At 64.3% G+C, this 13530-nt stretch carries 11 protein-coding genes and 1 tRNA gene; 5 read left to right on the forward strand and 7 right to left on the reverse strand.

The features are described 5' to 3' along the window. Positions 1-440: 440 nt before the first annotated feature. A tRNA-Leu gene (locus CDI09_RS11270) sits at positions 441-526 on the reverse strand. A gap of 60 nt (positions 527-586) precedes the next feature. Here CDI09_RS11270 and lipB point away from each other — a divergent pair. Further along, on the forward strand, positions 587-1279 hold the full coding sequence (lipB, locus tag CDI09_RS11275) for a lipoyl(octanoyl) transferase LipB (protein WP_078524023.1): 693 nt from the start codon (positions 587-589) through the stop codon (positions 1277-1279). Between the two features lie 20 nt (positions 1280-1299). Here the strand turns inward: lipB and CDI09_RS11280 are convergent, their stop codons facing one another. Further along, entirely contained in the window at positions 1300-1926 is a 627-nt protein-coding gene (locus CDI09_RS11280; RefSeq protein ID WP_078524022.1) for a LolA family protein, read from the reverse strand. Next, positions 1923-2237 (reverse strand): BolA family protein, encoded by a 315-nt coding sequence (locus CDI09_RS11285; protein WP_078524021.1) that lies wholly within the window; start codon positions 2235-2237, stop codon positions 1923-1925. Before CDI09_RS11285 ends, CDI09_RS11280 begins: the two co-directional genes overlap by 4 nt. Before the next feature lie 79 nt (positions 2238-2316). On the opposite strand from CDI09_RS11285, the gene CDI09_RS11290 reads away from it, so the two are divergent. From CDI09_RS11290 to cobT, 3 genes are all read left to right on the forward strand, one after another. After that, positions 2317-2946 carry a J domain-containing protein gene (locus tag CDI09_RS11290; RefSeq protein ID WP_078524020.1) on the forward strand — a complete coding sequence of 210 codons (630 nt, stop codon included), beginning with the start codon at positions 2317-2319 and terminating at the stop codon, positions 2944-2946. Positions 2947-3067: 121 nt separating this feature from the next. Then, positions 3068-4093, forward strand: a complete 1026-nt coding sequence (gene cobS, locus CDI09_RS11295) for a cobaltochelatase subunit CobS (protein WP_078524018.1) — start codon at positions 3068-3070, stop codon at positions 4091-4093. Positions 4094-4110: 17 nt separating this feature from the next. Further along, a complete protein-coding gene (gene cobT, locus CDI09_RS11300) occupies positions 4111-6006 on the forward strand; it encodes a cobaltochelatase subunit CobT (protein WP_078527612.1) in 1896 nt (631 codons plus the stop codon). Positions 6007-6054: 48 nt separating this feature from the next. On the opposite strand, the gene CDI09_RS11305 is transcribed toward cobT, so the two are convergent. Both CDI09_RS11305 and CDI09_RS11310 read right to left on the reverse strand, forming a co-directional pair. After that, positions 6055-7488 carry a pyridoxal phosphate-dependent decarboxylase family protein gene (locus CDI09_RS11305; protein WP_078524016.1) on the reverse strand — a complete coding sequence of 478 codons (1434 nt, stop codon included), beginning with the start codon at positions 7486-7488 and terminating at the stop codon, positions 6055-6057. Between the two features lie 97 nt (positions 7489-7585). After that, positions 7586-8539 (reverse strand): bile acid:sodium symporter family protein, encoded by a 954-nt coding sequence (locus tag CDI09_RS11310; protein ID WP_078524014.1) that lies wholly within the window; start codon positions 8537-8539, stop codon positions 7586-7588. Positions 8540-8628: 89 nt separating this feature from the next. Here CDI09_RS11310 and CDI09_RS11315 point away from each other — a divergent pair, with 89 nt between their 5' ends. Next, positions 8629-9561 carry a hypothetical protein gene (locus CDI09_RS11315; RefSeq protein WP_078527610.1) on the forward strand — a complete coding sequence of 311 codons (933 nt, stop codon included), beginning with the start codon at positions 8629-8631 and terminating at the stop codon, positions 9559-9561. A 173-nt stretch (positions 9562-9734) separates the two neighbouring features. Here CDI09_RS11315 and mfd read toward each other — a convergent pair whose 3' ends face one another. Together mfd and CDI09_RS11325 are read right to left on the reverse strand one after the other, a co-directional pair. Next, the gene (gene mfd / locus CDI09_RS11320) at positions 9735-13217 is read right to left on the reverse strand and encodes a transcription-repair coupling factor (protein WP_078524013.1); all 3483 of its coding nucleotides are present in this window, start codon (positions 13215-13217) and stop codon (positions 9735-9737) included. Continuing rightward, the gene (locus tag CDI09_RS11325) at positions 13214-13525 is read right to left on the reverse strand and encodes a succinate dehydrogenase assembly factor 2 (protein WP_078524011.1); all 312 of its coding nucleotides are present in this window, start codon (positions 13523-13525) and stop codon (positions 13214-13216) included. The genes mfd and CDI09_RS11325 overlap by 4 nt, the downstream gene beginning before the upstream one ends. Positions 13526-13530 lie beyond the last annotated feature (5 nt).

Consider the following 13530-nt stretch of genomic DNA (forward strand, 5'->3'; position numbering starts at 1 on the left):
CAGTCTGCGTGGCCTTGCAAAAGTCACGACTGAATGGACCCTCGTCGCTCTCGCATACAACTGCAAAAGAATGGCACGGCTTCAGGCAGCATAAGCCGGTCAGCCTCGGCGTTATCAGCCGCAAAATGCCCAACCCGACAGGCTGTTAAATCACTATTTCCATGCCTCATCGCAAATGATGCCGCGATCGACATAATTTGTAACGTGCCAGCCAGCCTGGAATGCTGTTCTGCGGGGAGTGTCACCCTGCGGTATATAGAGGCATTCAATGAGGAATAATTGTGACTTTTTTATGACATGAGCCTTTAACGCTCATTCCGCCCGCGGGTTGCGCAGGGCGCGCGATTTAAATTCGGCTTTGATGGCGGATATGCAAAAACACACCTGCCCCCGGTGGGGTGATGTGTTTTATCTCGCATCAATTTTCAGAAAAAAATCAGTGGTGCGGCCAAGAAGACTCGAACTTCCACGGGGTTGCCCCCACAAGCACCTCAAGCTTGCGCGTCTACCATTCCGCCATGGCCGCAACGTGACAACGAGCATCGAGTGAGCGATACCGTCATGACGATGAAAGGGCGTATAACCGATGGAAGACGAACGGGCAATGACCGAAAACAACTTTTTATGGGATAAATCGCCAGAACAGGTGTCCTACCCCACCGCATTGGCTCAAATGGAGGCCCAGGCGCGCGGAATTCGGGCTGGCACGCACCCCGAGCGCGTGTGGCTGCTCGAACATCCTCCCACATACACCGCCGGAACCTCGGCGAAGGATTCGGACCTGTTCAACCCGCGCGGCTACCCTACCTACCCTGCCGGGCGCGGCGGGCAGTGGACCTATCACGGTCCTGGCCAGCGCGTGGCCTATGCCATGCTCGACCTGACCCGCCCGCGCGCCATGGTGCCGCCGCGCGACCTGCGGGCCTATGTCCATGCGCTGGAGGAATGGATCATCCGCACCCTCGCCCGCTTTGACGTAACGGGAGAGCGGCGCGCGGATCGTATTGGCGTGTGGGTGGTCGATCCTGCCACGGGGCGGGAGGAAAAGGTCGCGGCGATTGGCGTGCGGGTCTCGCGCTGGGTGAGCTGGCACGGAATCGCGATCAATGTTGACCCCGAGCTGAGTGATTTTGGGGGAATCGTGCCCTGTGGCATCAGCGAATACGGTGTGACCAGCCTGGCGAAGCTGGGCAGGCAGGTGCGCATGGAGGACGTGGATGCGGCGCTGGCCGAGACATGGGAATCCTGTCTCGGCCCGATTCGTGGCGCGCGGGAGTAAGGCCGCGCGCCGTCCTGCGTTTAATTGCTGGAGCTGAGGGTAAACATTGTGTCAGGCCAGGCCTGGCCGCTGACCGTGGTATCGGTCAGGTCGAGGCGGATGTGCTGGCGTTCCACATCCGTCATTTCAATGACCAGCAGCGACAGCTTGCCCCCGATATCGGCGAATCCGAGGGTCAGGATGCCCTGCGATTCGCTGTCACGGCGCCCCAGCGAGACCTGCAGGCTGTTCTGGCCGTGCTGCACCGCCGTTACCGAAATCTGGCCAGACAGGTGCACCGGCTGGTCGAGCAGCAGGCCGAGCGGCTGCCGCCCAAGCGACATGCGGGTGACCGATTCGCGCCGGTGGTCGACAAAAAGCAGGTGGCCATCCGCCGCCACCAGCTTCATGCTGCCCGGCGTGGCATAATCCAGCCGCAGGCGGCCGGGGTCGTAATGCATGATCCCCTGCCCCTTGCCGCCATCGGGCCATGTCTGCACGAAATTGGCCTGTAGCCCGTGTGAGGTGTTGAGGTAGGTCTCGACGCGGGCGATGTCATCGGCCTGATTGGGTGTTGTGGTGGCAGGCGTGCCCGCGCAGGCGGCGAGCAGCGTGAGCAGGCCACCCATCATCAGCCGCCGCGTGGTGAAGGGAAAGGCGGGCTTCATGCCGTGGCCATCCGTGCCTGCTCGTCTGGCGTGCGCAGCACGAGCGAGAGCGCATGCATGCCGCCTGCAAATTCACCCGCCAGCAGGTCATGCACCAGGCGCGAGCGCTGCACGCGGCCCACACCCTCGAAGGCGGGGCTCACGATCAGCACGTTATAGTGACTTTCCCCCGCCTGCACGCCGTTGTCGCGCACATGCACGTGGTGGGCGTGGCGGGCACTGTCATCGTGGATGGTGAGTTCCACCGGGGCGAGGTGTTCGCGTATGATGCGGTCGATCCGTCCGGCCCGGCCGGTTGCGTGCTGTTCCATTGGCGGCTCCATGATAGCGGGATCATTCATTGCACAGCTTCGCTCTTGCACGAAGCATGGACAGGCGCACATAACGGGAATGATGAAGAGAAGGAACACCCGGCACCGCGCCTTTGACCCCGATCCCGATGCGCCGGACCGCTGCTGCGACATGCATGACTGCGACCAGCCCGCAGGCTACCGGGCCCCGCGCTCGCGTGATGCACTGAACAAGTATTTCTGGTTCTGCCTTGAACATGTGCGTGAATACAATTCACGGTGGGACTATTATCGCGGCATGTCACCCGGCCAGATCGAGGCGCATATACGCGCTGATGCCTCATGGGACCGTCCTTCGTGGAAGCTTGGCCAGGGCAGCGCCGCCCGCGCGTTCAGCGAGGATGACGTGATCGACCCGCTCGACCTGCTCAAGGGGGCGGCCCGGGCGCGCGCACGCACCCGTACCCGCCGCCAGCACGATGAGGACCGCCGGGCCGACGCACCCCAGGCGCTGCGCTACCCGCTTGGCGTGCTCGACCTGGGCTGGCCCGTGTCGATGGAGGAACTCAAGACCCGCTACAAGCTGCTCGCCCGCCAGCATCATCCCGATGCGAATGGCGGCGACCGCAAGGCCGAAGAGCGCTTCAAGGGCATCAATATCGCCTACACCACTGTGCGTGCGCATCTGATCGCCACCAGCGGGCGCGAGGACGTGGCCCGGCGCGCCTGAAACGGGCCGCGCCATCATATGGCCGATCTGTTACAGATATGTTTATACTTAAAGCCCGATATGCCGCCCTGCGCTGTCATGGTGGGCCCTAACAGACGAAGTGACGGACGAGATAAAGCAGATGAACGAACCAGCAGACCTGACAACTGCCGCCGTGGATGCCAACGGCACGCCCCTTCCCGCCATTTCGAGCGTCAATGCGCCAGACCTGCAGGTTACGGCGCGCGATGTGTTCGGCATTGACAGCGACATGAAGGTGCCTGCCTTCTCGGTGCGTACGGATCACGTGCCTGATATCGACCCGTCGTATAAATTCGACCATGACACCACGCTGGCCATCCTGGCGGGGTTTGCCTTCAACCGCCGCGTCATGGTGCAGGGCTATCATGGCACCGGCAAGTCATCGCATATCGAGCAGGTCGCCGCCCGGCTCAACTGGCCGAGCGTGCGCATCAACCTTGACAGTCACATCTCGCGCATCGACCTGATCGGCAAGGACGCGATCGTGCTGAAGGACGGCCAGCAGATTACGGAATTCCGCGAAGGCCTGCTGCCATGGGGCCTGCAGCACCCCTGCGCTCTGGTGTTTGATGAATATGATGCCGGCCGGCCTGACGTGATGTTCGTGATCCAGCGCGTGCTTGAGGTGGAAGGCCACCTGACGCTGCTCGACCAGAACCGTGTGATCCGCCCGCACCCCTTCTTCCGCCTGTTCGCCACGGCCAACACGGTGGGCCTGGGCGATACGACGGGCCTGTATCATGGCACGCAGCAGATCAACCAGGGCCAGATGGACCGCTGGAACATCGTGACCACGCTCAACTACCTGCCCCATGCGCAGGAAACCGCCATCGTGCTGGCCAAGATGGGCATCGACCCCAAAAAGGACGAAGCGGGCCGCAAGCGGGTGGAAAGCATGGTGGCGCTGGCCGACCTCACGCGCTCGGGCTTCATCGCGGGTGACATTTCCACGGTCATGTCGCCGCGCACGGTCATCAGCTGGGCGGAAAATTTCCGTATTTTCAACGATCTTGCTTTCGCTTTCCGCGTTACGTTCCTCAACAAGTGCGATGAGGCGGAGCGCCCCACGGTGGCGGAGTATTACCAGCGCTGCTTTAACGCCAGCCCGCTGGCGCCACGGGGCTGATGACAGGGCAGGCACGCATGCGCGAGAACCGGAAAAAGACCCCCACCCCGCAGGCCGAGGATGAGGCCCGCACCGCCGAGCGCTTCAAGCGCGCCACGGTTGGCGCCGTGCGGGCCGTGGGCGGACAGACCCAGACCGAGGTCTCGTTCCTCAACGGTCCCGTGCCTTCCGGCGTGTCGGTTACCGGCACGCATGTGCGCCTGCCCCACCCCTCGCGTCGCATGACCGAGGCGGAAATGACCCGCATGCGCGGTGCCGCCGATGCCGCCGCCCTGCGCCTGCGCCATCACAACGCCCCCGTGCATGAAAGCGCGCGCCCGCCCGCCGGTGAGGCGCGTGAAGTATATGACATGCTCGAGCAGGCCCGGGTGGAAAGCCTTGGCGCCCGCCACATGGCTGGCGTTGCCGCCAATCTCGATGCCCGCCTGGCGCAGGAATGCGCCGATATGGGCCTTGACCGCCTGCCCAGCCACACCAGGCTGCCCACCCCCTTCGCGCTGGGGCTGCTGGCGCGTGAGCGCATGTCTGGCCATCCGGTGCCGCAATCCATGCGTGAACTCATGGCGCATTGGGCCGATGACCTGCCACCTGCTGCCCGCCGCGCCCTTGACGAGATGGCGGCGCGGCAGGACAGCCAGCAGGAATTTGCGCAGGCCGCGCGCAGGCTGCTCATGGCATGCGATCTGCTCCAGCAGGAAACCACGCCCGAGGAAGAGGCGGATGACGGCACGAGCGAGGCCGAAGCCGCCAGTAGCGATGATGAGGAACCGGCCGACGACACCACCCCCGATGCCCAGGAGGAAGGCCCGGAGGAGGATGACAACAGCCAGCCCATGCAGATGTCGCAAGGTACGGGCGCCAGCGATGATGAACCCGATGATGGCGAACAGGGTGGCTCGGCCAGCGGGTCGGAAGAGGCTGGTGGCCCTGCCGAGGATGAGGCCGGTGAAGCGGAACCACAACGTGGCTACCATGCCTTCACTACCGTTTATGACGAGGAAATTGCCGCCGAGGATCTGTGCGACGCGGAAGAACTGTTCCGCCTGCGCCAGACGCTCGACCAGCAGCTTGTCAGCATGCAGGGCGTGGTTTCCAAGCTGGCCAATCGCCTGCAGCGCAAGCTTATGGCGCAGCAGACCCGCGCGTGGGAGTTCGACCTTGAGGAAGGCATGCTCGATGCCGGGCGGCTTTCGCGCATCGTGGTCAATCCCATGCTCTCGCTGTCCTACAAGCGCGAGCGTGATATGGATTTCCGCGATACGGTGGTCACGCTCCTGATTGATAATTCGGGCTCCATGCGCGGTCGCCCCATCTCGGTGGCTGCCATGTGTGGCGATATTCTGGCCCGCACGCTCGAGCGCTGCGCGGTAAAGGTGGAGGTGCTCGGCTTTACCACCCGTGCGTGGAAAGGTGGCCGCAGCCGCGAGGCATGGGTGCAGGCGGGCAAGCCTGAAAACCCTGGGCGGCTGAATGACCTGCGCCATATCATCTACAAGGCGGCCGACATGCCGTGGCGGCGCGCGCGGCGCAACCTTGGCCTGATGCTGCGCGAGGGGCTGCTCAAGGAAAACATTGATGGCGAGGCCCTGCTCTGGGCCCAGCGCCGCCTTGCCGCCCGCCCGGAAGGCAGGCGCATCCTGATGGTGATCTCCGATGGCGCGCCGGTGGATGACAGCACGCTCTCCGCCAATCCCGGCTCCTACCTCGAGAATCACCTGCGCGAGGTCATTGCCCATATCGAGACGCGCACCAGCACCGAACTGCTGGCCATCGGCATCGGTCATGACGTGACGCGTTATTACCGTCGCGCCGTGACCATTACCGACCCCGAGGAACTTGGTGGCACGATGATGAAGAAGCTGTCCGAGCTGTTTGGCGAGGAATCTGCCCGGGGCGCGTGCCGCAGCCGCTGAAGGCTCCCGGCTCCCCTGCCCCGCGCCATGTCTGGCGCGGGGCTTTTTTCAGGCCGCGACCAGCCTGCGGTCGGCGAGTTCGAGCAGGGCTTCGAGCATGCGGTCGACATCCGCATTGGTGGTGCGGTGGTTGACGATGGCCGCCCGCACGGCCTTGTGCCCGTTGATGATGGTGGTCGAGGGGGCTGCGATCCCGCTTTCATGCAGGTCTTTCACCACCTCGCCATTGAAGTGGTCCAGATCCTCCACGGGTGCGATGATGCGGAAGCACACGATGTTCAGGGTCACGGGAGCCAGCAGTTCCAGTCGGGGATTGGCCTCCACGCGGGCGGCAAGATGGCGGGCGATGGCGCAGCAGTTGGCGATCATGTCGCCCATGCCATCAGCCCCATAGGTGCCCAGCGTCATCCATACTTTGAGCGCCCTGAACCCGCGTGACAGGTCGGGGCCAAGGTCGCAGTACCACGGGCCATTGGTGGCAAGGCCCCGGTCCTCGCGCGCAAGATAGGCGCGGGACTGGGCAAAGGCGTCAACCTGAGCGCCAGGACGGCGGACGAGGATGCAGCCCGCATCGTACTGCACCTGCGCCCATTTATGGAAGTCGAATGCCACGCTATCGGCCCGTTCCAGCCCGCGCAGCATGGGCCGCAGCGTGTCGGACAGCATGGCGAGGGCGCCGAATGCGCCATCGACATGGAACCAGATGTCTTCGCGCGCGGCGATGTCGGCAAGCGTGTTCAGGTCGTCAATCGCGCCGGTATCGACCGTGCCTGCCGTGCCGATCACCATAAACGGCTCAAGACCCGCCGCCCGGTCGCGCGCAATCGCGCGTTCCAGTTCGGACAGCACCATGCGGTTGTGTTCATCAACCGGGATCACGCGCAGGCTGTCCGTGCCCAGCCCGGTCAGGTCGAAAGCGCGTGCAATGCAGCCATGCGCGGTTGCGCCGGCATATCCCACCAGCCTGCGGCTGCCCACGCCCGCGGCGCGCATCTTCAGCCCATCGGGCACGGCGCGGCTGGCGGTGATGACGGCAATCATGTTGGCCATGGAGGAGCCGGTGACCAGCAGCCCCGTCGTCTCGGCAGGGAAGCCGCACATCTCGGCGGCCCAGCGGATCACTTCGCGCTCGACCTCGATGGGCGCATGGTCGCGACCACCGCAATTGGCGTTCAGCCCGCCCACCAGCAGCTCCGACAGCATGCCCACCGCCGTGCCGCCGCCATGCACCCAGCCCATGAAGCCGGGATGCACGTTGCCGGTGGAATAGGGTTCGACCAGTTCGCGAAAGCGGGCGTAAAGTTCTTCCGGCGGGGTGGGCGCGTGCGGCAGGCCAGTGTGCAGCCGTTCGCGCAGGGCGGTCGGCATGGGCTGCCACACCGGGCGCTCGCGCAGGGTGGACAGGCGGTCCATCATGTCATCAACCATCTGGTGGCCCAAGGCCCGTAGCGCATCCCAGTTATCCGGGTCCAGTCCTGTCATCTCTCTCCACCATTTTGTGTGGTTGTCATGCCCGGCGGGCATTATCGGCCTGCCTACATACCGGGCCGTGCCGCCATGCGCGAGGGGGAAGATGGGATCAATCCGCCTTCTCCGCGCCAAAGCGCCGCGCCAGAGTGGCGCAGGCGAAAAGCTGGATCTGGTGGTAGATCATGAGCGGCAGCACGATCAGCCCCACATCGGTGGGTGCAAACAGCACGCTGGCAATCGGCACGCCCGAGGCCAGTGACTTCTTGGAGCCACAGAACACGATGGCAATCCGGTCAGGCCGGGCAAAGCCGCCCGCGCGCCCGACCAGCAGGGTCAGCCCCAGCACAAGCGCCAGCAGCCCTGCATCGGCCAGCGCCACGCGGCCAAGCTGGGTGGCTGGCAGGCGGTGCCACAGCCCCTGCGTCACCGCCTCGCTGAAGGCGGTATAGACGACCACCAGGATCGACCCCCGGTCGGAAAAGGAAAGCAGCTTCTTGTGCCGGTGCGCCCAGCCGCCGATCCACGGCTGAAGGACCTGCCCCGCAATAAAGGGCACGAGCAGTTGCAGCACGATGGGCATGATCCCGCCGCCGCCCCCGCTGGCATGGCGGCTGAACACGATGCCCACCAGCACGGGTGTGATGAAAATGCCCAGTATGTTGGACAGTGTGGCCGAGCAGATGGCCGCCGCCACGTTGCCGCGGGCAATCGAGGTAAACGCGATGGAGGACTGCACGGTGGAAGGCAGGCAGCACAGGAACAGCATGCCGGCCCACATCGGGGCATCAAGCAGGCCGGGAAATGCGGCATGCAGGCCCGCGCCAAGGAGCGGGAACATGACGAACGTGCAGAGCAGGATGGCGAGATGGATGCGCCATCCGGTCACCCCCTCCACTACCGCCCGGCGCGACAGGCGCGCGCCCTGAAGGAAAAACATGTTCGCAATCATGATGATGGCGAGGATATTGAAGACCCTCACCCCTTCCCCCCGGCACGGAAGCACGCTGGCGATGCCAACGGTGGCCACCAGGCATACCAGAAAGGAATCAAGTCTGCGGAGCATGGTGAAGGAGATGGCCTGATGCTAAAGGGATGATGCGCAGATTATACCGGATTGCATTCGTTGCCTATTCACGCCAACTTGTACTGCACATGAAGAAAATATTCATCACTACGGTCCTCGCCGCCCTGTCATGCGCGGGTTCGGCGCAGGCGGCGGCCCTGCCCGATACCTGCGCCAGCGCACAGCTTGCCAGCAGCCAGCCACATGGCGACAGTGCGCTTGCAGGCCACAACTATGATCTGGCCCTGGCAGGGAATGTGCACCAGACCTTTCACGCGGGCGACATTGCAGCCAGCGGCACGGGGCTGGGTCCGCAGGCCCTGCGCGATATGGAGGACGTGGCCTCGCTCGTGCTGCTCGCCACCCTGACCGGCCACCACTCGCAGGGGTGCGCGCAGGATTATTTCGTGTCCGCCGCAACCCCCATCATGGATGGGCTGCGCGCGGGCCGCAGTTATGATCTGGTCTGGCAGGACGGGTTGCTGAACAGCGGGGAGACGAAGCTCTCCTTCCATCGCGCGCATCTGCACCTTGCCGGTGCCAAAGGCGATACCGTTCCCGTCACCCTTACGCTCGATACGCAGGGCCTCGGCATCGCCGGCTCGCACAACACGCTTCTGGTCAATGCCCTGCCCCAGCAGGCCACGGCCAATGCCTCTGTGCCCAGCGCATCACTCGTGCCTCTCGCCGCAGCCATTACCGGCCACCCGACCGAGACCGTCGTGGTGCCGCTGCATGTCTCATCGCTCACCGCCCAGCGCGGCGCCATGCAGATTACCGGCAATGGTGACGCCAGCCTGACGGGCAATACCGATGCATCATCCGCCAATGGTCATATTCAGGTACAGAACCTCGATGCCGTGATCGAAACCCTGCGTAATGCGGGCCAGACCCGTGCCAGCGCGACGCTGGTCCTGGCCAAGCTGTTTGGCCACAAATCGGCCTCCGGCGGCACGGGGTGGGATGTGAGCTGGCAGGGCGGCGTCATGACCGTCAATCACATTCCGCTGCCCATTCACTGAGGCGTGGCGGGGTGATGGCCTGGAGGCTGTTTGAAAAAACAGGCTCGATAATACTCTGAAATCATAAAAGGTTTTGGTGAAGTTTTTCCAAAAAGCGTCAAGGGGTGCAGCCTTTGTGAAGAAAAAGGCCGCACCCGGAAGCTTTTGTCAGTGCGTTATTTCCGCACCCGCCCTCACGCCGGAACGCCTGCTTCGTCATGCACCATCCGCACCAGCGCGCCGAGCACCTTGCGGGCCTGCGTAATGCGCTGGGCGTTGGTCATTTCGCGTATGATCGCAAGCTTGTGGTCAGGCCGCAGGCGTACATTGGCTTCCTTCTGCCTTGCAATCCATGCCACCAGCCCCGCCGGGTTGGCGAAGGTGTTGCCCCGGAACTGGATGACCATGCCCTTGGGGCCAGCTTCGAGCCGTTCCACCCCGGCCTCGCGGCACAGGCGCTTGAGCGTCACGACATCAAGCAGGTTGCGAACCTCATCGGGCAGCGTGCCGAAGCGGTCAACCAGTTCGGCTTCCATGGCCTCGACCTCGGCATCATTGGCCAGGGCTGCAATGCGGCGGTACAGGCCAAGGCGCACCGGCAGGTCGGTCACGTAGCTGTCGGGTATGAGCACCGGCAGCCCAAGGATGATGTTGGGCGTCCAGTCCCGGTCCTGCAGTTTGCGCCGCCCCTTTTCGGTGCGCAGGTCGGCCACGGCGTCTTCAAGCATCTGCTGGTACAGCTCGATGCCGACTTCGCGGATATGCCCCGACTGCTCATCACCCAGCAGGTTGCCCGCTCCGCGCAGGTCGAGGTCGTGCGAGGCCAGCGTGAAGCCTGCGCCCAGCGTGTCCAGCGTCTGCATGACTTCCAGCCGCTTCTGCGCTGCGGCCGAGAGCACATGTGTCTGCGGCCAGGTCAGGTAGGCATAGCCACGCTGCTTGCCACGGCCCACGCGCCCGCGCAGCTGGTAAAGCTGGCCGAGGCCAAACATGTCGGCGCGGTGGATGATGAGCGTGTTGACCGCAGGCATGTCCAGCCCGCTTTCCACAATGTTGGTGGAGAGCAGGATGTCATATTTGCCATCGCTGAACTCGGTCATCACCCGTTCCAGCTCGGTTGGCGTCAGGCGACCATGGGCCTGCACCAGCCTTGCGTCGGGCACGATCTCGTGCAGGCGGGCGGCTATGCGGTCGAGATCCTCGATGCGCGGCACCACGCAGAACACCTGTCCGCCACGGAAGCGCTCGCGCTGGATGGCCTCGCGGATGACCACGCTGTCGAATGGCATGATGAAGGTGCGCACCGCCAGCCGGTCGGTCGGAGGTGTTGCGATCAGGCTCATCTCGCGCACGCCGGTCAGGGCGAGTTGCAGCGTGCGCGGCAGTGGTGTTGCAGAAAGCGTGAGCACATGCACGTCCTCGCGCAGGGCCTTGAGCTTTTCCTTGTGGGCCACGCCAAAATGCTGCTCCTCATCCACGATCAGCAGGCCAAGGTCAGCGAACCTGACCGTTTTGGCCAGCAGGGCATGGGTGCCGATCACGATATTGACCGTGCCATCGGCCAGCCCCTTGCGCACGGCGCTGGCCTCCTTGCCCGTAACCATGCGCGAAAGCTGCGCCACATTGACCGGCAGCCCGGCAAAGCGGGCGGAGAACGTGCGGTAATGCTGGCGGGCCAGCAGCGTGGTGGGCACGACCACCGCCACCTGAGCGCCCGACATGGCGGCAACGAAGGCGGCACGCAGGGCCACCTCGGTCTTGCCAAAGCCCACGTCGCCACACACGAGCCGGTCCATCGGCTTGCCTGATGCCATGTCATCGAGCACATCGGCAATGGCGCGGGACTGGTCCTCTGTCTCGATAAAGGGGAAGCGGGCGCAGAATTCATCCCACAGCCCCTCTTCTGGCGTAAGCGCCGGGGCTTCACGCAGGGCGCGCGCGGCGGCAGTGCGGATGAGCTCGCCCGCCATGTCGCGGATGCGCTGCTTCATCTTCGCCTTGCGCGACTGCCACGACACGCCACCAAGCCTGTCGAGCGCCACATGCGCCTGGTCGGAGCCAAAGCGGCTGAGCAGTTCGATGTTCTCGACCGGCAGGAACAGCTTCTCGTTGCCATCATAGATCAGGCGCAGGCAGTCATGAGGCGCGGTGCCCACGCCGATGGTCTCCAGCCCGTCATAACGGCCAATGCCGTAATCCTGATGAACGATCAGGTCGCCTTCCGCGATTTCGGAGGCTTCGGAGATGAACTGATCCGCCTTCTTGCGCCGCCGGGGCGGGCGCGAGATCCGCTCGCCGAGCAGGTCCTGCTCGGATATGAAGGCGAAGTTATCGGCAACAAATCCGCGCTCCAGCCCCAGTGTCAGCAGCCCCACCGTGCCGGGCTTGAGCTTCTGCGCCTCTTTCCATGTGGCGAAAGTCTGTACCGGCAGGCGGTATTCGCGCAGCAGCACGCCAATGCGCTCGCATGAGCCGCGCGTCCAGGCCGTGACATAGGCCCGCCTGCCGGTCTGCGCCCATTCCTCAACGCGTGCATGCAGCATGGGGAAGACGTTCTCGCGCCCTTCGGTCACGGTCTTGGCGAACATCTGGCCCGGCCTGCCGCCTGCATCCATGCCCGGCGCGCCATCGGGCTGGGCGAAGGGCATGAACACGACGGCCTTCTTGCCCGCGATCATCGCATCCCACCCCTTGCGGTCGAGATACATCAGGTGCGGCGGCAGCGGGCGGTAGGGTACTTCTCCCTCACGCGTGGGCTGCTTGCGGGCGTCGTAATGATCCGCGATCATTTCCAGCCGGGTGGCCAGTACCTCTCCGGCCTGATTGGCCAGCGAGATGGTGACACCAGGCAGGTAGTCCACCAGTGTTTCCATGTGTTCATGGAACAGGGGCAGCCAGTGCTCCATGCCCGCGTGCCGCCTGCCATCCGATACGTGCTGGTAGAGCGGGTCATTGGCGGCAGCAGGGCCAAACAGGTCGCGCCAGCCGGTGCGAAAGCGCGAGATGGAGGCGGGATCGAGGCTGAAATCGGCCACCGGGCGCATGGTCAGGCTGTCGATCTTCGCTGTCGAGCGCTGGGTGCCGGGGTCGAAGCGGCGGATGTTCTCCACCTCGTCGCCAAACAGGTCGAGGCGCACGGGTTCGGCCTCGCCCGCGGGGAAAATATCAAAAATACCGCCACGGGTGGCGAACTCGCCCTGTTCCATCACCGTGTCGGTGCGGTTGTAGCCGTGGGCGATGAGCAGTTCCATCAGGAACGGTGCGTCAAGGCTTTCGCCGGTCTTTATGGTGATCGACTGCCCGGAAAAGGCCGCGCGCGGGGCCACGCGCTGGATGGCGCCCATGACCGTGGTCAGCACGATGCGGGGCGTGGTTGCCTTTTCCAGCAGTCGGGTCAGTGTCGCCACCCGCTCCGCGATGATGGCGGGGTTGGGGGAGACACGGTCATACGGCAGGCAGTCCCAGCCCGGAAAGCGGAGGATTTCCGCCTTCGGTGCGACAAAGGCCAGCTGGTCCGCAATGCGCGCCATGGAGGCATCATCACGGCACACATGCAGCACGGGGCCTTCGTTCTCGCCCAGGCGGCGGGCGAGCAGGAAGGCGTCATACCCATCCGGCACGCCCCATACGGGAACGGGGGCGCCGGGTGCGAGCGAGAAACCTGCCGTATCGTTCATTTTCCGCCCCGGATCGCGGCAAGGCGGGCGGGATCGGTGGCATCGGCCATGATTTCGCGCATCATGGGCGTGTTGAGTTCGGGCGGCACCGGGCGGCGGCCGCTCAGCCAGTCTGCCAGGTCGGCATCGGGCAGGTCCATCACGGCTTCGAGCGCGTCAAGCTCGGCTTCGGTCATGCTCTCGAGCCGGGGGGCGACGAACCCGCCGATCAGCACGTCGGTTTCATGCGTGCCGCGATGTGTGGCGCGGTAATAGATCTTGCGCCGCCGCGTATCGAGGCGGGAGAGATCAGGCGTTCTGGCTTCCATTGCGT

The organism is Komagataeibacter nataicola (genome assembly GCF_003207795.1).
Lineage (GTDB): Bacteria > Pseudomonadota > Alphaproteobacteria > Acetobacterales > Acetobacteraceae > Komagataeibacter > Komagataeibacter nataicola.

Bases quoted from the DNA above. Each gene is read 5' to 3' on its own strand.
- mfd (WP_078524013.1), bottom strand. From the start codon at position 13,217: ATGAACGATACGGCAGGTTTCTCGCTCGCACCCGGCGCCCCCGTTCCC.
- CDI09_RS11310 (WP_078524014.1), bottom strand. From the start codon at position 8,539: ATGCTCCGCAGACTTGATTCCTTTCTGGTATGCCTGGTGGCCACCGTT.
- CDI09_RS11280 (WP_078524022.1), bottom strand. From the start codon at position 1,926: ATGAAGCCCGCCTTTCCCTTCACCACGCGGCGGCTGATGATGGGTGGC.
- CDI09_RS11290 (WP_078524020.1), top strand. From the start codon at position 2,317: ATGATGAAGAGAAGGAACACCCGGCACCGCGCCTTTGACCCCGATCCC.
- cobT (WP_078527612.1), top strand. From the start codon at position 4,111: ATGCGCGAGAACCGGAAAAAGACCCCCACCCCGCAGGCCGAGGATGAG.
- CDI09_RS11325 (WP_078524011.1), bottom strand. From the start codon at position 13,525: ATGGAAGCCAGAACGCCTGATCTCTCCCGCCTCGATACGCGGCGGCGC.
- CDI09_RS11285 (WP_078524021.1), bottom strand. From the start codon at position 2,237: ATGGAACAGCACGCAACCGGCCGGGCCGGACGGATCGACCGCATCATA.
- cobS (WP_078524018.1), top strand. From the start codon at position 3,068: ATGAACGAACCAGCAGACCTGACAACTGCCGCCGTGGATGCCAACGGC.
- CDI09_RS11305 (WP_078524016.1), bottom strand. From the start codon at position 7,488: ATGACAGGACTGGACCCGGATAACTGGGATGCGCTACGGGCCTTGGGC.
- lipB (WP_078524023.1), top strand. From the start codon at position 587: ATGGAAGACGAACGGGCAATGACCGAAAACAACTTTTTATGGGATAAA.
- CDI09_RS11315 (WP_078527610.1), top strand. From the start codon at position 8,629: ATGAAGAAAATATTCATCACTACGGTCCTCGCCGCCCTGTCATGCGCG.